18 protein-coding genes, 1 tRNA gene and 4 pseudogenes are annotated in these 24,079 nt (G+C 43.5%); 16 read left to right on the top strand and 7 right to left on the bottom strand.

All coding sequences use genetic code 11. The features are described 5' to 3' along the window. Window positions 1-10 precede the first annotated feature (10 nt). Together SU60_RS01480 and SU60_RS01475 are read left to right on the top strand one after the other, a co-directional pair. Window positions 11-1,006, top strand: coding sequence for a Gfo/Idh/MocA family protein (locus SU60_RS01480; protein WP_041153987.1), 996 nt, complete (start codon window positions 11-13; stop codon window positions 1,004-1,006). Window positions 1,007-1,244: 238 nt separating this feature from the next. Continuing rightward, on the top strand, window positions 1,245-2,264 hold the full coding sequence (locus SU60_RS01475) for a LacI family DNA-binding transcriptional regulator (RefSeq protein WP_041153986.1): 1,020 nt from the start codon (window positions 1,245-1,247) through the stop codon (window positions 2,262-2,264). Between the two features lie 57 nt (window positions 2,265-2,321). Here SU60_RS01475 and SU60_RS01470 read toward each other — a convergent pair whose 3' ends face one another. Continuing rightward, the gene (locus SU60_RS01470; RefSeq protein WP_041153985.1) at window positions 2,322-4,646 is read right to left on the bottom strand and encodes a glycoside hydrolase family 9 protein; all 2,325 of its coding nucleotides are present in this window, start codon (window positions 4,644-4,646) and stop codon (window positions 2,322-2,324) included. A 455-nt stretch (window positions 4,647-5,101) separates the two neighbouring features. On the opposite strand from SU60_RS01470, the gene SU60_RS20970 reads away from it, so the two are divergent. The 11 genes and pseudogenes from SU60_RS20970 to mnhG all read left to right on the top strand — a co-directional run bounded on the left by SU60_RS20970 (window position 5,102) and on the right by mnhG (window position 15,586). Next, window positions 5,102-5,800 carry a family 16 glycosylhydrolase gene (locus tag SU60_RS20970; protein WP_084735503.1) on the top strand — a complete coding sequence of 233 codons (699 nt, stop codon included), beginning with the start codon at window positions 5,102-5,104 and terminating at the stop codon, window positions 5,798-5,800. 47 nt (window positions 5,801-5,847) lie between these two features. Continuing rightward, on the top strand, window positions 5,848-7,110 hold the full coding sequence (locus SU60_RS01460) for a putative glycoside hydrolase (protein WP_041153984.1): 1,263 nt from the start codon (window positions 5,848-5,850) through the stop codon (window positions 7,108-7,110). Window positions 7,111-7,303: 193 nt separating this feature from the next. Then, entirely contained in the window at window positions 7,304-8,464 is a 1,161-nt protein-coding gene (locus SU60_RS01455; RefSeq protein ID WP_052481448.1) for a glycoside hydrolase family 5 protein, read from the top strand. A gap of 171 nt (window positions 8,465-8,635) precedes the next feature. Next, window positions 8,636-9,571, top strand: coding sequence for a universal stress protein (locus tag SU60_RS01450; protein ID WP_041153983.1), 936 nt, complete (start codon window positions 8,636-8,638; stop codon window positions 9,569-9,571). A gap of 104 nt (window positions 9,572-9,675) precedes the next feature. Then, the gene (locus SU60_RS21885) at window positions 9,676-9,852 is read left to right on the top strand and encodes a hypothetical protein (protein ID WP_164833019.1); all 177 of its coding nucleotides are present in this window, start codon (window positions 9,676-9,678) and stop codon (window positions 9,850-9,852) included. Window positions 9,853-10,096: 244 nt separating this feature from the next. Next, window positions 10,097-12,701: pseudogene (gene mbhE / locus SU60_RS22185) on the top strand (hydrogen gas-evolving membrane-bound hydrogenase subunit E). Then, the gene (locus SU60_RS01435) at window positions 12,701-13,054 is read left to right on the top strand and encodes a Na+/H+ antiporter subunit C (protein ID WP_041153981.1); all 354 of its coding nucleotides are present in this window, start codon (window positions 12,701-12,703) and stop codon (window positions 13,052-13,054) included. The pseudogene mbhE and the gene SU60_RS01435 overlap by 1 nt, the downstream one beginning before the upstream one ends. Next, window positions 13,051-14,546 (top strand): annotated as a pseudogene (locus tag SU60_RS01430) (proton-conducting transporter transmembrane domain-containing protein). Before SU60_RS01435 ends, SU60_RS01430 begins: the two are co-directional and overlap by 4 nt. Further along, the gene (locus SU60_RS01425; RefSeq protein WP_041153980.1) at window positions 14,543-15,019 is read left to right on the top strand and encodes a Na+/H+ antiporter subunit E; all 477 of its coding nucleotides are present in this window, start codon (window positions 14,543-14,545) and stop codon (window positions 15,017-15,019) included. Before SU60_RS01430 ends, SU60_RS01425 begins: the two are co-directional and overlap by 4 nt. Further along, complete coding sequence (locus SU60_RS01420) at window positions 15,012-15,290, top strand: cation:proton antiporter (protein WP_041153979.1); 279 nt, start codon at window positions 15,012-15,014, stop codon at window positions 15,288-15,290. Before SU60_RS01425 ends, SU60_RS01420 begins: the two co-directional genes overlap by 8 nt. Further along, window positions 15,290-15,586 (top strand): monovalent cation/H(+) antiporter subunit G, encoded by a 297-nt coding sequence (gene mnhG / locus SU60_RS01415; protein ID WP_041153978.1) that lies wholly within the window; start codon window positions 15,290-15,292, stop codon window positions 15,584-15,586. Before SU60_RS01420 ends, mnhG begins: the two co-directional genes overlap by 1 nt. A gap of 117 nt (window positions 15,587-15,703) precedes the next feature. Here mnhG and SU60_RS01410 read toward each other — a convergent pair. The 5 genes and pseudogenes from SU60_RS01410 to SU60_RS01390 all read right to left on the bottom strand — a co-directional run bounded on the left by SU60_RS01410 (window position 15,704) and on the right by SU60_RS01390 (window position 21,456). Then, a tRNA-Pro gene (locus SU60_RS01410) sits at window positions 15,704-15,780 on the bottom strand. Window positions 15,781-16,134: 354 nt separating this feature from the next. Next, entirely contained in the window at window positions 16,135-17,364 is a 1,230-nt protein-coding gene (locus SU60_RS01405; protein ID WP_041153977.1) for an aldose 1-epimerase family protein, read from the bottom strand. Window positions 17,365-17,803: 439 nt separating this feature from the next. Beyond that, window positions 17,804-19,563 (bottom strand): annotated as a pseudogene (locus SU60_RS01400) (ABC transporter ATP-binding protein/permease). 102 nt (window positions 19,564-19,665) lie between these two features. Further along, window positions 19,666-21,170 (bottom strand): annotated as a pseudogene (gene panF / locus SU60_RS01395) (sodium/pantothenate symporter). Continuing rightward, window positions 21,163-21,456, bottom strand: a complete 294-nt coding sequence (locus SU60_RS01390; RefSeq protein WP_041153976.1) for a YhdT family protein — start codon at window positions 21,454-21,456, stop codon at window positions 21,163-21,165. The pseudogene panF and the gene SU60_RS01390 overlap by 8 nt, the downstream one beginning before the upstream one ends. A 281-nt stretch (window positions 21,457-21,737) precedes the next feature. On the opposite strand from SU60_RS01390, the gene SU60_RS01385 reads away from it, so the two are divergent. The 3 genes from SU60_RS01385 to SU60_RS01375 all read left to right on the top strand — a co-directional run bounded on the left by SU60_RS01385 (window position 21,738) and on the right by SU60_RS01375 (window position 22,820). Continuing rightward, entirely contained in the window at window positions 21,738-22,025 is a 288-nt protein-coding gene (locus SU60_RS01385; RefSeq protein ID WP_041153975.1) for a putative quinol monooxygenase, read from the top strand. Beyond that, entirely contained in the window at window positions 22,022-22,378 is a 357-nt protein-coding gene (locus tag SU60_RS01380) for a MerR family transcriptional regulator (protein ID WP_041153974.1), read from the top strand. The genes SU60_RS01385 and SU60_RS01380 overlap by 4 nt, the downstream gene beginning before the upstream one ends. A 61-nt stretch (window positions 22,379-22,439) precedes the next feature. Continuing rightward, on the top strand, window positions 22,440-22,820 hold the full coding sequence (locus SU60_RS01375) for a carboxymuconolactone decarboxylase family protein (protein WP_041154108.1): 381 nt from the start codon (window positions 22,440-22,442) through the stop codon (window positions 22,818-22,820). Window positions 22,821-23,120: 300 nt separating this feature from the next. Here SU60_RS01375 and SU60_RS01370 read toward each other — a convergent pair whose 3' ends face one another. After that, window positions 23,121-24,017: a LysR family transcriptional regulator gene (locus SU60_RS01370; protein ID WP_041153973.1), complete on the bottom strand. Its 897-nt coding sequence runs from the start codon at window positions 24,015-24,017 to the stop codon at window positions 23,121-23,123. Between the last annotated feature and the right edge of the window lie 62 nt (window positions 24,018-24,079).

The raw sequence follows: 24,079 nt of genomic DNA, 5'->3' as shown, positions 1-24,079 counted from the left end.
AGGAATGTTTATGACTGAAAAAAAATTCAATTGGGGTATTATCGCCCCAGGTAGAATAGCTCACACTTTTGCTAAAGCGTTAGATGTAGTCCCTAATGCAAACTTGTATGCCGTAGCAAGCTCAAACCTAGAGCGAGCCAACTCTTTTGCGCAAGAATACGAATGTCAGCATGTTTACAATGACTACCGTGCCTTAATCGATGATGCACTTGTTGATGCGATTTACATTGCTAACCCTCATCGCTTTCATTTTGAATGGGTAAAAGCATGTCTTTTGGCGGGGAAGCCGGTTTTGTGTGAAAAGCCACTTTGTGTAGATGAAGCTCAAGCACGGGAGTTAGTAGAACTCGCTGAAAAACGTCAGGTCTTCTTGATGGAAGCTGTTTGGACACGCTTTTTGCCAATTTGGCAGCAGGTGTCAAACTGGCTGGGTGAAAAACATATTGGTGACTTACGCCTATTGAGTTCATCTTTTGGTTTTAACGTACCACGTGATGAGAATGATCGACTATTAAACAATGACTTAGCAGGTGGAGCACTGCTCGATATGGGAATTTATAACCTCACCATGTCACAGTTTGTGCTGCAACGTGAGCCAAGTGTGATAGTGGCGAATGGCATGATTGGTGAGACAAATGTCGATGAACGTACCAGTGTAATTCTTGATTATGATGGTATTGGTAGCCAGTTCACGGTTAGCTTGAACACTACATTGGACAATAGTTTCACGATTTACGGTAGCAATGGCTACATAAAAATCGAATCCATGTTTTGGGCAGGTTCGAAGGCGGTATTATGTGTTGCCGGCGAAAAAGAGGAAGTGGTGGAGCGACCGTTTAGAGCAACAGGTTTTGAATATCAAATTGAAGAGGTAATGAGTTGCATTGCTCAAGGTAAACTTCAGAGTGATGTCATGAGCTGGCAAGACACTATAAATACGATGAAAACCATGGATGAAATTCGTCGGCAGATCGGGCTGGAATACCCATTCTTACATCACACTTAAAACAGAAAACAGATCGTGCGCGTGCAGATTTGCGCTAGCAACTAGACAGTGTCATCCTCTCTAGTTGCTATTGGTTACACGTGTGGATATAACCTACCAAGAAGTATTATTTTGTTATCTCTATTGTTATTTGCAAAAGTATAAGAGGTTGATTTTTACCAAACCTTTACCTTCACTAATCTGAAAACATGTGTTAGAACGGTTACTCTAGATTGGATCTAAAGCATTAAGTCTTCATATGGATAAAACAAATAAAACCAAGGCGCCTACCGCTTACGAAGTTGCGAAGCTTGCTAACGTATCTCCCAGTACGGTTTCTCGATACTTTAATAGATCGTCCTATGTCTCTAATGATAAAGCGGAAAAAATAGAAGATGCCATCCGTTTATTGGGGTATAGGCCTCAAGTCGATGTTGATAAACTGGTCAAAACCCGTTCGCTGACGATTGGCGTACTGGTTCAGAATCCGGACAGTCCTTACACCAGTTCTATTCTGATAGATATAGAAAAGGTGCTTGATGAACATGGGTATTCAATATTGATGTCAGTGAATAGTTGGCAGCAGAGGTTGGTTTCTCATTCTCTTGACTATCTTCTCAAAAGCGATGTGGATGCGATCATCATCATTTCTGGCAATGTTGATAAGTCGCTTATTGTTAAGTGTGCTGAGAAAATACCCGTGGTTGCGGTTGGCTATGATATTGAGGGAGATAATATTCAGTCGATCGCACTTGATAACACGCTCGGTGGGTATCTTGCCACCTTGCACTTAATACAGCTTGGGCACGTTAATATCGCACATATAAAAGGCTTGGCAAATCATCAAGATGCGACTTCCCGTTTTCTTGGTTATAAAAAAGCACTCTCGGAGGCAGGCGTTGCTTATAAGGAAAAGTTGGTCTTGGAGGGCGATTTTGGTATCAAAACTGGCTACGATAAAACGGTAGAGCTTATTCAGTCTGGCGTGTATTTTTCCGCCATATTTGCCGCTAATGATCTTACCGCCTTTGGTGCAATCAAAGCATTACATAAGCATGGGTTCAAAGTTCCGGAAGATGTGTCCGTTATTGGTTTTGATGACCTACCGATGTCGCCTTATTTCACGCCTTCTCTTTCAACATTACGTCAACCACTTGATGAAATCGGTGCGATCAGTGCTCGATGTGTATTAAAGCTGCTGTGTGGAGAAGTCGAAACGGTTAGGCTTCCACCTATTTGTTTAAAAGCGAGAGATTCAACTAAGTCTCTATATCGATAAGAGCGCGAGTAAAAAGCCGAAAATACTTTTTCGGCTTTGTTACGTTATGCTACTCAGTTATTGAACGGTTTCATCTAAGAAACTCGTCGCCCAGAAAAATGGCGCATTCCAGTTGATGGTTATTTCATTGAGTGTCCACGCCCCGATATCATCTTTCCAACAAGTTTGTCCAATACACTTGCCTTTCATTGACGCTGCGACAGGATCACTGAAGTTAATAGAGTTAGGACCTCCAGACATGACACCAGGAGCGACTACTGGAGATTCACTGTCGGCGGCATGAGCCCAAAAACGGTGATGAGGATTCAGAAGCGGGCGACTTCCATAGCCCGAAACATAAGACTGATCTAACGCGTTACGGCCAAGGACATAGTCCATCGCATCAATAATAGCTTCTACATACTTACGATTATTTGTGAAATCATAAGCAATACCTAGGAAGATACTGCGGTTCATTAAGTTGGAATTTGAACCCCATGGGTACTCTTCGGTGTTGTAAGGAATGAGATAACCTTCTTTTTCTATCGACTGGTAATAAGCGTCCGCAGTTTTGATAATATTCGCACGTGCTTTCTCTATTTCGCTAGCTGGTAATTTATTAGGAACGATAGCAAGAGACAAGGTTCCTGCTGCGCTCACTCCTTGCCAGTAAAGATCGCCAGTAGCATTAAGGTCTCCTTTAGGAGTTGCTAAATAGTAAGGTGAAGATTGAACCGCTTTTTTGTATTCTTCTTTCCCTGTCGTGACAAACAGTTCCGCAGCGGCCCAGTAAAACTCATCATCTAGTTGAGTATCATCATATGGGCCGGAGCCGACAAAGTTGTCGTATGCATACACATTTTTGTGTTGATTGGCTGCCTTCCAGGCTTTTTCTGCAGAAGTTAGGCAACGCTTCGCATAGCTTGGATCGAGGTCTTGCCAAATCCTTGCACATTGAGCAGCTGTAGCGGCTAAGTTAAGTGTAGCGGCGGTGGTCGGGTAGCTTAAGAATCGCTCACGTGGATCTTTGTGAGGAGGTAAAGGCATTCCCGTCCAAGCGTCATCAGCGACTTTATGAAAAGCCATGCCATCGGCATCAATCTGCGTGAGTTTCAATTGATCTAATTTCTCGGATTGATCACCCACGGGAACCCAGATTTTGCTATTTTCAGGCACTTGCATTGCCATCATAAAGTCCATCATCCAACGACTTTCATCAAGAAGATCGTTGAAGTTGTTGTTATTTTCTGGGATCTTTACTTTTCCATCTGCAAAGGCGTTGGTACGATTTGCCTGCTTTTCTCTTTCGTAGTAGTTGGCGAGAGTCCATGCCGAAATGCCGCCATTAACCACGTACTTGCCATGATCTCCCGCGTCATACCAGCCGCCAGTGACATCTAAGTTAAGATCACAACCTGGCCATTGGTTTCCTTTTGCATCGGTTTTATTAAAACACGTAACAACTTCAGGCAAATGTCCTGCAGGTCGAGCGAGATCGGCTCGTTGCACGTATTCAGGCACAATATCAATGCCACTGCGTTGTTGATAGAAGAAAGAAAGAGCGTCGTACTTCATTTTTCTATAAATGGCATTATCAATAACAAATGGACGGCTTTGATGTCCGTCCACTTCTAACGTGGCTTGCTTTGCCGGCTTTTGCACACTGCTAAAATCGATCAACTGGACATGTTCACCAGAAGCTTTATTCAAGCCGAATGGAATCGTTTCACCTTCGGCGATAACACGTTGGTCAGAACCTAATAACTTCCAACTCACAGGTGATGTCTCTTTAGTGACGACCGTGGCATGTTTAGGCCCATGAATAAAGTAGCCAACTTGGTTAACTCTTACGCGAGCTAGGTTGCTCTCCTTAACATATTTTGGCCCGGTTAAAGAAACATCTTTAACACAGACGGTTGTTGGTGATTCGGTTCCCATTTGAAACTGGAATTGAACGTTATCGTCATCACCAGCTGGCTTAAACGAAAATTGAAATGGTTTAAGATCCTGATTGAGAGCAATATCCTGAACAAAATGGTTGGTGTATGGCGCTCCATTATGCTGGACGAGTGCTTTTACGTTTATTGACTGTTTAGCTAGCGCACTAAATTGTAGATGGTAGTCTTGGCCTTGTTTTAAAGCCAGTCCCGATTGTCCAAGAATAACATCCCATGGATTCTTACCCTTCTGAGTAAAGGTAATACAACCCATCTCGTCGGTAGATTGTAGTTCTGCGCCTGCAGCCCACCATCCATCAGTGCTTTGTGAAAAACTGCCATTGGTAATGAGTTCTTCTTTATATTTGTTGGTATTACTGGACGTCGATGGCTCTACAGCACAGCCACTAATTCCAATAAAGCCACAACTAAAAATAGCTACGATACTTAGCTGTTTCTTATTCATTTTAACCTCGTGAACTTTAAAAGATGATATTGATAGGTCTCTTTTATAATCGTAATTAACCCCACCGAAAGTGGAGGTTTGAATATGTATTTTTATAAATGGGGGAACTTTGATAAAACGATATGTTACTTAATAATGCAAGTGGTATTTTTTAAATTGTGAAGGCGGTTACTATTTAATATTTTTATCCCATTTTTCTTTTAAAATCCATTCTCAATTTCAAGAAATGATTTCATGAAGGCTATGGAAGTGTGATTGATTCCTTTTTTTTAATTTTTACTAATTAATTAAAACTTTATTTTTAAAGATGGATATGGACAAATTTTAACAAATACATCTAGAGTCTAATCGTAAAATAAGTGGGGGAAACAAAGAGATTTTGCTGTTCATACTTTGTTCTCGAAATCTAAGAATGTATACGTCAGGTATATATAACCCTAGTTAAGAGGTTAAAAATGAACACAATTTTACGACGCTGTAGTTATGCATTGCTACTCAATACTTTATGTGTTTCTTACAGTTTTGCTTTGGATTGGAGCGGAATGAACTGGCTTGTCTCAGATGGTTGGAGAAATGGTGGAAGCGAGTTCGATTGTACATGGCAATCACAAAATGTTTGGCGTGAAGCTGATTTATTGATTATGCACGCAAAATCAGAGTCTTATGGTAAAAGTTGCTCTGAAATTAGGACTTACCAATACGTTCGTCGTGGGCGTTATGAAGTAGAAATGCAAGCGGGTGCGGTACCCGGAACTATCAGTTCATTTTTTACTTATGCGGGAGAATCCGGAACTGACAGCCATTATGAAGTTGATATTGAACTGATGGGAGGAACGAATTTATTACACACGAATGTATGGATAGAAGGTCGTCAATCTCCTGTGGATATCGACTTAGGTCAATATGGGATGTCTATTTGGAGCATGGAAAAATATGCATTCACAATCGACGAATATGGTGTGACATGGGAAGTTTTCAGTCGATATCATAATCAATGGGTTCAAGTACGAAGAGCCAATAAAACAGTCTCAGGTTATATGCAAATATTTATTAATAATTGGATAAGTGCTAATCCCCAGTTTCCACCTAGTTATTATAACGGCTATCCCGTTTATGCAAAATATCGAGCAGTTAGATTTTCTCCTTATGAGTAATTTATTAAAGGTTTATATGTACCAATTAACGAGAGTGTAGAGTTATCATGAAAAAAATAAGTAAAAAATTTATCCTTTTACCATTAATACCGATGGCTATGGCTATTTCTGGATGTCATTCTGATAATGACGATAATCAAGCAGATGTTTCGGGCGGTGATGATCTCAAACTATTTGGCGTAGATGCAATGGCTGGCATATCTCCGTGGATTCAGTCTGAGAACGATGGATGGAAGGTCGTTGAAGTCAGCGAGACCCAAGCTAGCTTGGCAGATATCAATGCTGTGCTGATCAATAATAATGGTGAAAGTGATACCGCAGATATCCAAGTTACAGGTACTGGAAGTCACTTATTCATGCTTAAGTCCGAAGCAGCAACGGATCTAAGCGGTTATCAGACTGGTTATCTAGAGTTTAAAGTTCGCGCGAAAAGTGATGCACCTGAATCAATGGTGGTTTCGATTGATAATGAGTGGCCAAACAGAAGCAGCCTCGAGTTGAGTAATCCGCTAATAGGAAGCGGAGAATGGGAAACGCTTAGCGTTCCAGTGACATGTTTGAAACCTTTCGATGGCGCTACTGCGGTCGACTTTACACAAGTGGGTACCCCTTTCCATCTGGATGTCAAAGAGTCATTTGACTTCGAAGTTACCGATGTCACTTATCGATTAACTACAGATCAAGAAACCGTCGTGGACGCTGATAGCTGTGCTTCGACTTCTGATAGTAACAGTGATAGCGATGGTGACAGTAATAATGATGTGGAGCTTGGTGTGAACAATGCTCCGGCTCTTAATAGTGGAGACGCTGCACTATATTACTCAGGTGATATTAGCCAGGCTCAAGATTATTCGTCTGCTTACCCATTAAATAGTTTCGGTTTTGTCGTGACAGAGGAAAACCAAGTTGTGAATGTCTCATCTTCAGAGAATGGCGGTGTATTCCTCGGAAATGACGATTCTGATATGGATTTCTCTGCTTACCAAGACGATCTTGTTAGTCTCGATTTGAAAGTAAAAAGCTACGGAGAAACGAATGGCCTTCAGATTCGCATGGATGGAGTGACTGAAGATTTCGGCCTGTTCTTTACCGTGGATAACGTAATAGTGCCAAGCGATGATGAGTGGTATCGCTGCCAGATTCCTGTTGCATCAATCATTCCTCAAAGCAATTTAACTCAAGTTAAAAAAGCAATCTATATTTCTGGACCGTGGGACAGCATGAACAATCTGGAGTTCTCCTTTGCAAATGTTTCAATCGAAGGTAAAGGTGACAGCTATGATCCTTCGTCTCCTTGCAGAAAATTATAGCGATTAAGCCGTTCTGCATCGAATCAGGGTAAACCAATATTGCCATCTCATTCCTATGAGTGAGGTGGCTTTGTAATGTACACAAATTCATAAATAGCAGTTTAGAGCTGCTTGTAGATATAAAAAGTTTATTTAATGGTTGCCAATTGGAGTGACATTTCATGGCTATTGGGTTTTAAAGGAATAGTGTTTTATGTTTCGTGAGATAAAAGTAACAAGCGTGGCAATGTTAAGTCTCATCACGTTGATGGGCTGTGGCTCGGGTAGCAGCGATAAAGGTGAACAATCGGTTGTTCTAGATAGTCGTTATTACACAGATATGTATCATTGGAATGACAGCAAAGGGCTTAACGTTACTGCGCTTGGCCGTGGTATCAATATGGGGAATTATCTTGAGTCGCCCACTTATGAAGGGGAGTGGAATAATAACCTGACGATTCAGGCCAGTGACTTTAGAAACATCAGCCAAACTGGCTTTTCAAGTGTACGGATCCCTGTTCGCTGGAGTGCACACACGTTGATTAATGATCCTAATACTATCGATGACGCTTTCTTGTCACGTGTGCAAGAAGTGGTTGATCAAGCTATTCAGGAAGACTTAAAAGTAATCATCAATACTCACCATTTTGACGAACTATTTTACGATGATAAAGATTTTGACTATCAACGTTCACGACTATTGAAGTTTTGGAACCAACTATCTAAGCGTTTTCCTATAAGCCAATATAATCAAGACCAACTGATTTTTGAGTTTCTTAATGAACCCCATGAAAATGTCACCGTTAAGGAATGGAATAGTTTAATTTCAGATCTCACCGATATCGTTTGGAATGCAAATGCTGTTACTCAAAACAACGCACTTGGCCAACGTAAAGTCATGATTGGGCCTGCAGATTGGGGTGGGGTATCTAAGCTACCTTATTTGGAACTGCCTAAATCATCTAATCCCGATAATACAATCATTACGGTGCATTTCTACGAACCGTTTCAATTCACTCATCAGGGGGCTTCTTGGGTAGATGGGGCCGATGCATGGATTGGGACACGTTGGTTGGCGACAGAGTCGCAGCAGAAAGTACTGCTCGATTACTTAAATATCGTGGATACATGGAATGCTGAACCTGGCCATGGATTTGAAATTAACATTGGTGAGTTTGGTGTCTACAGTCAATACTCTGCGCGAGAAGATCAACGCGCTTGGACAGCATTCATTACCAGAGAAGCTGAAAAGAGAGGGTATAGCTGGAACTACTGGGAGTACAGCTCTGGTTTTGGTGCTTACGATCCATTTACAGAACAATGGCGAAAAGCGCTAGTTGAAGGACTTATACCTAAAAACGCAGATAACGATTAAATAAGGCAACCAAGTTAATGTACCTTGGATAGAGGCATTTCGGTCATTAATTTTTTATGCTACCAATGTATGCAGGTTAGTGCATCAGTTGAGCTCAGTTACTAACCGTTACAATCCTGACTAGAAAAAAAACCTTTACTGGTTAAGAATTAACCAGTAAAGGAGGTGTGTATGAAACGTTTTGAGAACATACTTTTTGCTACTCAAGGACTTCCAGGGCACAGTGATGCCTTAGGGCAAGCGATCAGAATTGCTGCTAACAATAGTGTCCCCGTGACAGGCCTTATTGCTTGTCAAGATTTTCCGACCCACTTGGTTCAATATCAACAAAGATACGAACAATCTCTGTACGACTCCTTACTCGAGCGTGTCAAAGCGTTACGAGTAGAAAACAACGTTTCTGAAGAGCAAGTTCCGTTTCCCTTGACCGTCAAAAGTAGCCAACAGCCTGCTGTTTGCATCATTCAGGAAGCGATTTCTCATCACAACGATTTGATCATCAAAGAGGCAGAGCCTTTAAATGAAGGGGCAGAAGGCTTTAAAGCCATTGATATGACGTTACTGCGAAAATGCCCTTGTACAGTTTGGTTACATCGTCGAATTGATAAACCGCGAAATAAGCGCCGTATTGCTGTCGCGATTGACCCAATGAGGACGAGTGATGAGCAACATGAGTTGTCGTTAAGGTTGTTAGAGCTGTCTCGCTCCATTGCTGATACTTGTGATAGTCGATTGCATGTCATTTCTTGCTGGGAATACTATTTGGAAAACTACTTGGATGGAAACATGTGGATTCAAGTAGAAGATGCGCAACTTGATAAAGAAGTGTCCAACGCAAAAGTTAAACACGAGCAAGCATTGCAAAGTCTTATTGACGAGTCTGGGATTGCAGGTGAAATGGTGTTCCACCTTCTTCATGGTAAAGCCGACGATAAGATACCCGACATCATTGATGAATTAGAAATTGATGTGCTTGTGATGGGCACGTTAGCGAGAACTGGTATTGCAGGGTTTGTTATCGGCAATACTGCAGAAAACATCCTTCAATCGATAAACTGCTCTTTGGTGGCAATGAAGCCGGAAGGTTTTGTGTCGCCAATCACGTAGTTTACTATGGTTGGTATCATTTACTGTATGTGATTACGATGAATTAGGAGGAGTGAGCTAAGGTTGAACTGGTTACTAAATTTTAGTGTGTAAAGGAGGGGAGTATGAAAACTTATTGTCCAGTCTGTCGAACTGAAATGGTAGAGCGAGCAAATATTCTAGTATGCCCGAGAAACGAGATTGGCGATTGTTGCTATGACTCGCTAAGTTTTACGCAGGATGAAGATAAATACACGCATCACAACGATCTCAAAACGTATGTCACTTCCGATGTTAAGTAACTAGAATTTATCGGAATATCGGTCTACGTTGAAGTAGATACTCTTTTCCCTTAGTTCGTTCATCTGCTGTGCTCGGGCTAAGGGTCAGTCTCAAGAGCTTTTTACAGGTCAAAATCGTTTATAAGATGCGAGTGAGCCAAACAGTTGAATGGTGCGGCGCGCATCATAACCATGGATGGCGATATTGAATAACCATAATACTAACAACCGAACTCTGCACTGGAAAAAAGACACGCTTTTACTGATGATTTTTCCGTTGTTGTCATTCATCATTTTACTGTGTGTTCTCAATGCATACAGCCGCGAAGGGGTGGGTTGGTATATCGAGTGGGTTCCAAGTCTCGATATTAATCTCAGCTTTCGCCTGGACGGTTTATCGTTTTTGTTTGCATGTTTGATCAGTGGTATCGGTACACTGATACAATTCTATGCCCTTGCTTATATGCGTGACCATGGGGCTCGTTTTTCTTTTCACCTTTACCTCACGTTATTTATGCTCTCCATGTTGGGGGTGGTGTTGAGCGATAACATATTGTTGCTATTCGTATTTTGGGAGCTCACGACCATTACCTCCTATTTACTGATTGGCTTCAATCATGAGAAGGAACAATCTCGCCACAAAGCGTTGCAGGCCCTGTTGGTGACAGGTTCAGGCGGTCTAGCCTATTAGCGGGGTTAATCTTATTGGGGCAAATCGCGGGCAGTTATGAGATAGGTGTCATCATTTCGCAAGCCGCAGTGATTGCTCAACACCATTGGTTTATCCCTTCTCTTGTGCTCATTTTAATAGGGGCATTCACCAAGTCCGCTCAGTTTCCGTTCCATTTTTGGTTGCCCAACGCGATGGCTGCTCCAACGCCTGTTAGCGCATACCTGCATTCAGCTACGATGGTAAAAGCCGGCGTCTACCTTTTAGCGAGATTGTCTCCGATCTACTCACACAGTGATGCTTGGTTCTTTACATTAGGCACTGTCGGTGGGGTGACCGCTATTTGGTGCGCGTGCTTAGCACTAAAACAGACCGATCTAAAACTGATGCTTGCCTACAGCACTAACGTGGCGTTAGGTAAGCTTGTGTTGTTGCTCGGAATGGGAACTGAGTCGGCAATAAAGGCTGCGTTGGTGTTTATCTTAGCCCATTCCTTTTATAAGGCCGCTCTGTTTATGGTGGTTGGGAACATCGATAAATCCACCGGAACCCGAGACATTACTCAGCTTCATGGCCTTAAGACCGTTTTGGTTTTTAGTTTGGTAGCCGGTACTTTGGCCGCACTGTCTAAATTAGGCTTGCCCCCGTTTTTAGGTTTTGTAAGCAAGGAATACATGTACAAGTCAGGGCTAGAGCTCACCAATATCATCACTGTACTGTTATTGTTGGTTAATGCGATCATGGTGGCGGTGTCGATTGCGTTTATCTATAAGCCTTTCTTTGCGTCTTCCGAACGTTCACCTGTTTCTACAAAACACGTCGAGAAAGTGAAAGGATTATGGGTTCCTGCACTGTTGCTCTCGTTGGGTGGTGTGATTGTGCCACTGTTATGGCTTGATTGGGTCAACAGTCATGTCGTTATTCCTGGTGTCGTATCGATTCTACCGAATGCTTTACCTGAAGCGGCGAAGTTATGGGAGGGAATAAATCCCCCATTGCTTTTGAGCTTGCTACGTTGGTACTTGGAGGAATCATCTTCGCGTTTTATCCGTCCATTCTGTCTATCTCGCAAAAAACCTCATTCTCTTTACCTAGAGCTGACCGAGTATTGGACCGATTGATCGATGGATTGGTACACGTAGCTAAATGGCAAACACACGCGTTGCAGCAAAAACGATTAAGTCGTTACGTGTTGTTGTTTAGCCTCGTTTTGGCCATCGTGTTGATCAGCAATCTATCATTGGTACCAATCTCTCGATTTACCGAACTGTCGGCACTTCACTTCTATGAAGTGGCGATTGCATTGTTACTCATCGCCGCTGTTGTTGTTTGCGTTGTGACGGCGTCACGAATGTTGGCGGTTGCGGCGCTGAGTATGGTGGGCTTTATGACGACATTGGTGTTCATGTTGTACAGCGCCCCCGATGTTGCGAAAACCATGCTATTAGTTGAAACCCTAATGTTGGTCTTTGTGGTTTTACTTATGCGTCACTTGCCAAAGCTCTCCACAGTCACGAAACATTCTAATTGGCGACGAGTATTGCACGCCACGATAGCAGGTAGCATCGGCTTTTCCGTCTCTGCTTTGCTACTCAATATCACCGCCCAACCACTGGACCCAACGTTGGCCGATTTTTTTGCCAGCAACAGTGTCCCTGGTGGACATGGTCGGAATATCGTTAATGTCATACTCGTGGATTTTCGTGCCATGGATACGTTGGGAGAGGTAGTGGTAGTTGTCATTGCGGGTATCGCCGCGATGAGTCTACTCACCATGAGTAACCCTAAGCGGACTCCTGTTCACTCGTTAATCTTTGCCACCACGGCGCACATTGTTTCTACGTTGATGTTGGTGTTTTCTCTTTATTTGCTGCTGCGCGGACACAACGAACCGGGCGGCGGTTTTATTGGTGCGCTAATTGCGGTGATAGGCTTTGCTTTGTTGATGTTTGCTGAGTCTCCAAAATATGTAAGAGAGCGTTTGTACTATTCCCCATTAAGCATTGCTATGTTCGGTATTTTACTCAGCCTAGGTGCAGGCTTATTGAGTGTTGCTTTTAATTTGCCTTTCTTAACGGGGTTGTGGTGGAAAGAAGTCCTGCCGATTGGTACGCCATTGTTGTTTGACTTGGGGATTTATTTTGCGGTTATCGGCGGCGTTTTAGGAATGCTATTACACGTGAATGAGGTGCTCGACTGATGGAAGTGTTGTGGAGTTTAGTCGTTGGTGTGTTTATTTCTGCGGGTATTTACCTTTTACTCGAACGACATGTGTTACGGATTTTATTTGGGCTAATTCTGCTCAGCAGCTCGGTCAATCTCGCGATATTTACTGCCGGACGTTTAACGGCGTCACAGCCCCCTCTCATTGATGCAAACGCGAAGCTACCACCGGATGGCTTTGCCAACCCGTTACCGCATGCATTAATTCTGACGGCCATCGTCATTGGTTTTGGTTTGTTGGTTTTTGCGTTGATTTTGCTCTATCGAGCGTATTCAGAAACAGGATCGGCAGATATTGATAAGATGCGCTGCTCAGAGGAGGATGAATGACGACGATGTGGTTAACCTTACCGATCGTGACCTCAATTCTGACGGCGATCGCAGTGTTTTGTACCAAACAGAATGCGAATCTTGCCCAAGGTGTTAGCTGCGCGAGTACGCTTTTTACGCTAGCAGTCGCCGTTTTTCTGGTGAACGATATCATGCAGTTGGGTCCACAATCGGTTGCCTTTGGCCAGTGGAGTGCCCCGTTTGGCGTTGTATTTGTTGCTGATTTATTGACTGTCGCCATGGTGATGGTTACTGCAATTATTGGTTCGATCTGTACGTTTTATGCGGTAGGCGATATTCGAGACAAGCGATCTTACGGAACGTATCACGCATTAATGCATGTCTTGCTTGCGGGAATTTATGGCGCGTTTCTAACGGGTGATGTATTCAATCTTTATGTCTGGTTTGAAGTGATGTTGATTGCTTCCTTTGGCCTGATGATTTTGGATGCGGATAAGAGCCAGATCGATGCTGGCGTTAAGTACGTGATTTTAAATCTTATCTCTACTTTATGTTTTTTGTTGGCTATAGGGCTTTTGTACGGGGCAACCGGTACCTTAAACCTTGCGGATCTCCACACTAAAGCCGCGTCGATTGTGCCAGAAACAAAAGTATTGCTTGCTGGCCTGTTTCTATTCGCCTTTGCTATCAAAGCCGCTTTGTTTCCACTATTTGCCTGGTTACCGGCTTCGTACCATACCTTACCAAGCGCGGTGGTCGCTTTGTTTGCAGCGTTGCTGACCAAAGTTGGCGTCTACGCATTGATGCGGGTGTTCACGTTAGTGTTTCCACTCCCCGAGAGTGGTTGGCAGTCGACGTTAATGTGGATCTCTGCCCTAACTATGCTGACCGGGGTGCTTGGAGCTGCAAGTCAGTTTGATATTAAGCGAATCCTTTCGTTTCATATCATTAGTCAAATTGGTTACATGATTATGGGACTTGCGATCTATACACCTCTAGCGATTGCTGGTGGTATCTTTTATATCATCCACCACATTTTGGTGAAAGCGAATCTATTTTTGATTGGAGGCCTGATTGAGCGTAAATACGGCTCTGGCAAGCTCGAAAAGTTAGGCGGTGTGTATAAGGCGATGCTTGGTTAGCATTTTTCTTCTTGGTTACCGCATTCTCGTTAGCGGGTTTTCCACCTTTGTCCGGTTTTTGGGGCAAATTTTTGGTGATTAAGGCAAGTTTAGTGACCGAGGGATATTGGCTAGCAGGGACTGCGTTATTGGTCGGTTTATTAACGGTCTTTTCTATGAGTAAAATTTGGAACGCTGTATTTTGGAAAAAAGCGGATAGCGGTGCTGAAGAGCATGAATTAGCCAAATCAACTCTATATTTGTACAGCGTACCTATAGCAATACTGACCACGTTCAGTTTATTTATCGGCCTGTTTGCTGAACCCTTATATCAGTTTGCAGTGCAAGCCGCAGAACAGTTATTACAGCCTAACGATTACATCAGAGCGGTGTTGGGAGGTCGTGAATGATTTACTTCTTTCTCAATCTCTTTCTTGCCATCGCTTGGATGCTGTTAAATGGAAGCTATACCATCGGCAATTTTCTCATTGGCTTTATCGTTGGTTTTTTCGCCTTAAGGTTAAGCCTGCCATTTAGGCGTCACAGTGGTTACTTTCGAGTATTTGGTGCACTTCTGTTCTTACTCATTTACTTCTTCTGGGAAATGGTGAGATCGGTTGTTCAGGTGGCTTGGGATGTGATAACTCCCACACATTTAAGTGAGCCGGATATTGTTTACGTGCCACTCGATGCAAAGACGGATTTAGAAATCACGCTTCTTGCCAATATGGTTTCTTTAACGCCTGGTACGTTGAGTTTGGATGTCACGCCTGACAAAAAACACCTTGTGGTGCATGCTATGTTTGCCTCTGAGCATGATAAGGTTATTCGTGAAATCAAAGAGGGTTTGGAACGGCGTATTTTGGAGGTGACTCGTGGATAGTTGGCTGCAAATCTGTATTGTCTTCGCTTATGGTGGTTTATTGCTCAGTGCGGCCTTGGCATTAGTGCGATTGACCTTGGGACCAACACTGGCGGATAGAGTCGTTGCTCTTGACCTAATATCCTTTGTCACGATTGGGTTCATCGCCGTGTACACCTTGGATAGTAAACAAGAGTCGTTGTTAGATATCGCAATTACACTTGGTTTGGTGGCATTTCTCGGCACTATCGCTTTTGCTCGGCTGATCGCGAAGAGAGAAGGAGAGGAGTAATGGAATTGTTTATTGGCATTTTGCTGTGTTTAGGGGGCCTGTTTATCTTGATAGCCAGCGTAGGAATTGTGCGTATGCCGGATCTCTACACTCGTATGCATGCTGCGACTAAAGCGGGCACATTTGGTGTTGCTTCATTACTTTTGGCTGTAGCACTATCGATTCCTGATAATACGGTTATTTCGCGTACACTTGGCACTATGTTGTTTATTTTCCTAACCGCGCCTGTTGCCACTCATTTACTGGGTAAAGCGATGAGGCAGAAAGGTTATAGGATGTGGCGAAATTCAAAGTGAAGCACGTAGACTGACATTAAAGGAAAAAGTGAGTTGATTAAGGGGTGAATCGCAGCGATACCTACCATGGGTATGAATACAATCGTACCAACGAGTGCTGTGCATATAAAGGAAAGATGGTCGGACTGACTGGATTCGAACCAGCGACCCCCGACACCCCATGACGGTGCGCTACCAAGCTGCGCTACAGTCCGACTGACTTCGAATTTTACGCAGGACTTCGTCACTGTCAACCCTTAACTTTATGTTGTTTAAATAGAAGTTGTTGCAGTTTGGCTTACCCTCAACTCTATCTACCTCAAATTTGTTATTTTGAACGGTAGAGTTTATTAAGCTGTGTGTCGCTATATCAATCAACTTTGATGACGAACTTCAAGTACCTATTCAGAATACCTTTGTGGATATGGCGTTACCAAACGGGGCTAAGTTGGCTTAAAAAGACATACTCAATATGATAACTGTGTGCGTGATCGAATGCTCGATGGTTTTATTTCATAAGATGTTGAAAAGAAAGGGCCAACAAACTGGCCCTTTTAGCAACGTGGGGCTTACTCAACTTTGCTTAAATCTACCAAGGGCTGTGCAACTTTCTTAACTGACAGACCTTTCTGGATGCTTTTGACGGTGTCTAGCGCCGAATTAACCTCATTGCTATCACCAAGTACTGTATAAGTAACATCAAACTGCTTGCTTTCGCCCGCTTTAATTGTTGGAACTAAACCCAGAGGGCGTTGATATTTGGTGTTGTAAGCATAGCTAGTACCAGGCTCAATCCCAGTCACATAACCTTGTTGTTCCGTGTCGGTATTCTTCCACAGTGTGAGTACCGGGAGTTGCTCAATGTTGAAACCAACTGACACACCTTGATTACCAGACTGGTTGTGCAACACAGCCAAAGAGTTGCCTTCCGAGTCGCCAATTGGCTTTAGGTTAAATACCATTTCATCGAAGTCTTTTGTTGGGCCCAGATAGGTTTGCCAATCTTCTAATCCCGCCTTAGCGTAGTCGTTAAATGGTGAGATTTCACTGGCTGCGGCCGTGATCTTCGCGCCTTTTTCCAAGATAGGACGTCCAAAATTGGAATGATAAATGATCTGATACTCATCATCGTAGTCTGCTTTGTTTGTCAACGTATCATGAAGAGCGAAAGAGTTTGCTCCCGGGACGACTTCCAGTTTCGTTAATGTTTCCAATTCCGCCTTTTTAAAGGTTCTTTCTGAAACCACGCCCTCGACGGTTATTTTATGTGGTGGTGTATCATCGATAATAACTTTCACTGTTGAAGCAGGAGTATTTTGAACACGTCCATGAAGGCTCAGTAGTTGCCCGTTGTCATCGACGCCCGGGTGACCAGTCCATTCATAGCCACAGCGAACAAGCATTTCGTTAAAGCCATCTAACCAGCCAAGACCATTACGACTCTCTAAGTCGATAAATGCCGGATTAACGACTTCTTTTACCGGTGAGTCCCATCCTAGAACACGTTCATTGTCACGTTTTACATTCAGTATGCCCATCCCCCGAGTTGGGACAAGTGTAATGGTGAGATCGCCGTTATTGACAACGAGGATATCAACACCCATCTGCTTACCACCATGTAAGCGGCGTTTTTCTATGGAAAAAGGCGTATCACTTTTCAACTTCAGAGAATCGCTGCTGACGAGCCAGTCACCGACGTCTTTTCCCTGTGCGGCGTCGGTTAATACAAACTCAACTGCGTGGGCATTCATCGCGGTCAAACCAAATAATACAGCAGCTAACGTTGACTTGATTTTCATGTTCTTTCCTTAATTGTTGTGAAATGGCAAAGCTGAATCGATTCAGTTAAAACATACGCCTAACGTAGACAGGTACAATGCGCAATAAGTGGCATTGTGATGTTGATAACATGACAGTGAGGAATTGGCATAAATTATGATTGCTGAATCAACTTCAGCAATATTTTGAAACAGTTCCTGTATTTGAGAGATATGATTTCTTTGCGGAACATAAAAACTTGAAGTTACAGGTTTAATCGCTGAGTCCATGATTAAGACGTTGAGTCGCATAAATAAGTACAACGCGTATCAGCGAAGCGTGTTCAAAAATAAGGGGACAACGTACAGAAAGGGCGAAGGAAAGGGGGCATATTGAGTTGATTTGAATCAGCGCACTCGAAACACCGAGACAGTGCGCTGCCAAATAGGGCTTAGTCAGTTTAGCCCCAAATTCGATTGCTTAGTCTAAGTGTTTAAACTGCAATGCCACGAGCCTTTGATACAGTTCGCAGCTTTGCATCAATGATTGGTGATCGCCAATATCAATCAACTCGCCACCGTCTAATACTGCTATTTTGTCAGCATGTTGGATGGTTGATAAACGATGCGCGATGATCAGTGTGGTACGGTTTTTCATTAGCGCTTCGAGTGCTTGCTGAACATGATATTCGCTCTCGCTATCGAGTGCACTGGTCGCTTCGTCAAGCAGGAGAATCTTTGGATCTTTAAGGATGGCACGAGCGATCGCGATTCTCTGTTTTTGGCCCCCCGAGAGTCTTACGCCCCGCTCACCTAAAAAGCTATGATAGCCTTCGGGTAGTTTCTCGATAAATTCATGCGCATGGGCTTTTTTTGCCGCTTCAAACACTTGCTCATCCGTTGCTTCTGGGTTGCCGTAGCGAATGTTGTGAAACACATCTTGCTAAATAATGCCGGCTGTTGTGGTACGAGAGCCATTTGGCGGCGAAGATCGCTAGGATCGAACTGGCGAATATCTTCTCCTCCTAACAAAACTTGGCCTTGTTGTGGGTCGTAGAAACGCTGTAACAGTTCGAATATTGTTGTTTTCCCTGCACCAGAAGGGCCAACTAACGCTAGAACTTTACCTTGTTCCGCGGTTAAGTTAAGTTGTTTAATCGCTGGCTGGTTCGGGCGAGAAGGGTAGTTGAAATGAACGGAGTTAAATGTCACTTCTGCAGGCAACGTATCGCTAATCGGGAATCGGTGGTCTGGCGCACTTATATCGCTGTTGACTTGAAGGATCTCAATCAACCTTTCGGTCGCACCTGCTGCTCTTTGTAGCTCGCCAAGCACTTCTGAAATGGTGGCCATTGAAGATGCGACCATGATGGCATAAAAAACAAATGCTCCAAGGTTACCTGCAGACATATTGCCATGAATAACATCGCTGCCGCCTACCCAAAGCATGCCTGAAATGGCACTGAATACAATGACAATCACGCCGGATATTAAAATAGCGCGCTGCTTCACCCGTTGCTTTCCTACCTCGAACGCTTTCTCCACTTCTACTGCGAACGCGGCTTTTTCATGTTGCTCTGAACTAAAGCTTTGTACGGTTTTAATGTGTTCTATTGCTTCACCGGCATAGCTGCCCATATTGGCCATTGAGTCTTGGCTTTGACGCGACAGCGCACGCACTCGACGCCCATAAACTAATATGGGCACGAGAACAAATGGTACAGATGCCAGCACAATCAGGGTGAGCTTAAAGTTGGTGGCAAATAACATGATGATAGCCCCAACACACATAATTGCGCTACGCATGGCCATTGAAAATGATGAACCAATGATGCTCTGTAGCAAGGTGGTGTCAGTAGTAAGACGTGACATAATATCGCCGCTACTGTTGGTTTCAAAATAGCTAGGGTGCAGAGAAATGACATGGTTAAACACGGCAAGACGAATATCCGCGCTCACACGCTCTCCGACGGATGATACCAAATAGAAGCGGAAGAAAGTGCCCGTAGCAATACATAGTGTGATCGCAACAATAAACAGAATCGCACTGGTCAGTTGTTGCAATGACTGTTGTGCAAATCCTTGATCAATAAGAATACGTACCCCATACCCTACCGATAATGTCAGGCTGGCGGTGGTAACTAGGGCGACTAATGCCGCAGTCACACGCCACTTGTAAGGTGAAACAAAGGTACTGAGTTTTAGAAGAATACTGAGATTTTTGTAATTTTTATTGCTCATTCGTGGCTCACAATGCGTTCCTGATTCTTGGCATGGTAAAGCACTTTGTCTAGTGCAGCCAGCGGAGTCGTTAACCTATACCAACTGCACTAAGACAAGTGATTACATATGGCTATGGGATGTGTTCAAATCATCGCGAACACTGTCGGAGTGAGTGAGTCGCTTCTGACCATCAACGGCGTTGGGTTTAATTAAACTACCAATGACAAAAGCCAGTAACCCCAAAATCATGGTCGGAACAATGGGATGGAGACCTGCCATGTCAGGCTTGAACCAAACCAAATTGATGTACACACCCAGTCCTATGACCATGGAACTGAAAGCGCCAGTCGCCGAGGCTTTTGACCAATATAAGCCAAGAACCAGTGGCCATAGGAATACTGCTTGAAGTCCTCCCAATGCAACAAGGTTTAGCCAGATAATCATGTCTGGTGGATTCGTCGCTGCAACAAAAACCAGAGCAGCGAAAATGCCAGTTGTCCACATTGAAATGCGATTTAGCTTGCGATCTGCGCTTTGCTCTTTGACGATTTCCGGATTGATATAGTTAATATACAGATCTTTAAGTAGTGTTGATGATGCCTGTATCAGTTGCGAATCGATACTCGACATAATCGCTGCCATGGGACCGGCAAGAAAGATGCCTGCAAACATCGGTGGAGAACCGTCATCATCAATGTAGGCATGATTTGGTCTGGGCTAGAGACCTCAGGTACGATTGCTCGACCCAACGCGCCAGTTAGGTGAGTCCCGAACATCACCAATGCAATCATTACCGTACTGATCACCATCCCTTTATGAAGAGATGCGCTGTCTTTGTATGACATACAACGCACGGCGGCTTGCGGCAAGCCAATCACACCAAAGCAGACTAAAACCCAAAAGCTAAGAATAAACGGTTGGCTAAGGAAATGGTCTGGACCATACGGTGTGACTAAATCTGGGTCAATGGAGTGAAGCTTGGTGACGAGAGCCTCTAAACTTCCGCCTGCATGAATGACACCCACAAGCAGGACGATGGTGCCAATGATCATCATGATTCCCTGTACGGTGTCAGTAAGAACGACCGCTCGGAACCCCCCGATCGTCGTATATAAACCGACTGTACAGGCGAACAACAGTAACCCATTTTGGTAGCTTATCCCTAGTACAGTTTGCAGTAGACGTGCTCCCCCAACAAACTGTACTACCATGGTTCCAAAGAAAGCTAAAAGCAGGGCAAGGGAAGCAAAAATAACCACTTTGCGGCTTTTAAATCGGGCATACAGCATATCATTGATGGTAAGAGCGTTGTGACGTCTCGCTTCAATTGCAAATTTTTTCCCCAATACACCGAGAGTCAGCCAAGTGGCTGGTAATTGGATCATCGCCAGTAGTACCCAACCTAGCCCCATTTTGTAAGCGGCGCCCGGCCCACCTATAAAGCTGCTGGCACTGGCATAGGTTGCGGCCAACGTCATGGCAAGTACAAAGCCTCCCATGCTGCGGCTGCCGACGAAGTATTCTGTGAGAAAATTTCCTGGCTTGTGATATCGGCGGGTGAGAAATGCCAAAGCGAAAACCGCGACAAGATACAAACACAAAGGAATAATAAGTTGGCTATTCATAACGTTCATCTTTATGTTTGTCGTCGTGTTTATCTAGCGGGATATCCTTATACAGGTACTTCACCATTAGGGCGCACAAGACGGTAAAAAGTATCGGACCAAAAACGCAGGATAAAAGAAACCATAGCGGCATACCCCAGTACAAATCTGGTAGTTGTGTTTGACCTTGTGGGCCAGAAAAAACATAAGCACTAATGTACCACCAGGCAAAATAGCATAGAGCAAGTAATATCGCCCAATATGCTTCTCGATTGGCCTGACGGTTTAGGTCAGATTGTGTGTGCATAAAATAATTGGATTGGTAATCACTGTCATGTGGAAATACGAATGAGGTCGATGATATAAAATATTAGGATGCATGTCGGTCTCGATTGCGATACTTCCCACTGTTCGGCCTCGTTAAAGTACGAGGAGATAGTATTGCTTGTCATCTCAACATGCAAGACAAGACCTTGAGTCAATAGGGTATTAGAGGTTTATCAACCATCATGCCGACGTAAATCGATAAGATAAACTTAAACTGCTGTGCAAGAGTAAAGTGGTAAATTAGGCGCAATAAGGAAGGCAATGTCAAAAGTCATATTAAAAGGTTTCATTATAGTTCCTGAGGCAGATCTTAAATCAGTCAAAAGTGAACTGGTAAACCATAAACGGCTAACTCTTGAAGAACCGGGCTGTATTACATTCAGTGTTACTGAAAACTCGGAGAATCCTTTTCGTTTTGATGTTTACGAGGAGTTTTCGGATTGGGTTGCTTTTGAGTCTCACCAGGAAAGGGTGAGGAAATCTTATTGGGGCGAGGTAACAATGAATGTCGAGCGTCACTATGAAGTATTGCACGGTCATCAACCATGAACATAAGAAGATTTTCTGAATTAGTGGGAGTGTCTGCATATACGCTTCGCTATTATGAAAAAGTCGGGCTACTGAGAAACATTACACGTAACGCTAGTGGTCACAGGTCATACACGCAGAAAGATGTCGAGTGGATCCAGTTTATTATTCGCTTGAAAGAAACTGGTATGGACCTAGAAGGAATTAAGCAATATGCAGATTTACGGGAACTCGGCGACAGCTCTTTACAACAAAGGAAACAACTTTTAGAGCTACACCGTAACAAACTAAAATCTGAGATTGAAAATCAGCTTGCTCACCTTAAAGCACTTGATGGCAAGATAGCATTCTATGATGACAAAATTTGTTCTTGACTTAGAGCATACTCTAACCATTAGCCTCTGTTACAAAATCAAACAGAGGAAGACTAAGATGATGAGTAATACGAGATACGAACTTGGTTTAGAACAACTGAGCAAGATTGATGGAGACGCTGGGGTTAAGGTAATAGAAAGCCTTAGAGAGATATGTCCAGATTTGGCAACGTATATAATTGAGTACCCATTTGGAGATATTTACAGCCGAGCTGGGTTAGATCTCAAATCTAGAGAGATCGCAACGGTTGCGGCACTAACTTCACTCGGCAACTGTCAACCACAGCTTAAAGTTCATCTTCATGCGGCCCTAAATGTTGGCTGTACCGAGGAGGAAATAAAAGAAGTGGTTCTTCAGATGTCTGTCTACGCAGGATTTCCCGCTGCATTAAACGGCATGTTTGCAGTTAAGGAAGTACTGGAGGAACGGGCTACCAATTAGTATTCAATGATCGCTATGTATCTAGCTAAGACCAGCTGCCACTATTCTGTAAATCGCTGAACGAGTATCGTCGAGACGGTTTTTTGTCTATCACTCTCAGATGAGGTAACGGTTTTAAGGACGTGGCATATTGGCTTCGTTGTTTATATCTTTTTAAACGTCTCCGCTGGTTTTAATGATAAGTTTTTTTAGCATGCCGAATAGCGGGAAGCCATGAAGTAATTAGGACCAAAGAAGAGCAGTATTCTTTTTTAAATAATTTATATCATGAGCTATCCCGTCACCACTAACACCTGAATGTTATTTCCACTCTGCTATGCGAGTTTCACGCAATACTTCAATAAAGCGTCTTAATTTCAAAGGGTGCCTGCCTGTTGAGTAAAAGCAGTTAATGGCCGCAGGCGCGGAAAGCCAGCCTTCAAGGCAGGGCGTTAAACTACCAGGATGCGCTTTTTCAAATCCATTTGCTAGCCAAGTTGGTAGTAGTCCGATCCCTCTTCCCTTCGCTATTGCATCAGCTTGCATGGTTAAATTGTCACTTTGTAAACGGCTTTCCAACGCTGGAAGTTCATAATTACCATGGTTCTCATGGTATAAGGTGAGCGACTCCTGCCGAGCGGAGATCAAGTCAATCCAATTATGATTAATCAGTTCTTTAGGGTGGCTCAAGCTAACATTATTAGTTAAATATTTTGGCGAGCCATATACCGCATAGTGCCACAGTCCAAGTTGCTCCTGATGATATCCCGCTGGAGTCATATCACCTATCCAAACAATCAAATCTGCATCAATGGCTGTTTCGCCATGATAGAACTGACTATACATCCGTATTTTAATTTCAGGGTGGTCTTGCATGAAGGTATCAAGTACTCGGCTCATCCAACCGCGTGTCAAGTTAGGATGGACGATAATCGTTAACTGTCCGCTCACTTGATTATTCAGTTCATGAAGTGCTTCTTTACCTTGACATGCAAGCGCCAACAGTTGTTCTGAGTAAGCTGAGAATACTTTCCCCGCTTTAGTCAGCATCAGTCTATTGCCTTGTTTGGTCACCAAAGCCTGTCCAAGATCCTCTTCGAGTTGTGAGAGTCTTCTGCTGAGCGTCGATTTCGGTTGCCCCAAAAACTTTGCCGCTGCGGTTAAACTTTTGTGCTGGCATAGGGCATGAAACGCGCGCACAGCGCTGAGGTCTTGCATGTAAGCTCCTTAAGCAATGAAAGTAGTGGTTGTGCGAATGAGAATTGTTCCAATTACGGTCT

It is taken from the genome of Vibrio mytili (assembly GCF_000830505.1).
Lineage (GTDB): Bacteria > Pseudomonadota > Gammaproteobacteria > Enterobacterales > Vibrionaceae > Vibrio > Vibrio mytili.
Note: the sequence above shows the minus strand (reverse complement) of the source record. Positions and strands in the feature narration are given on the sequence as shown.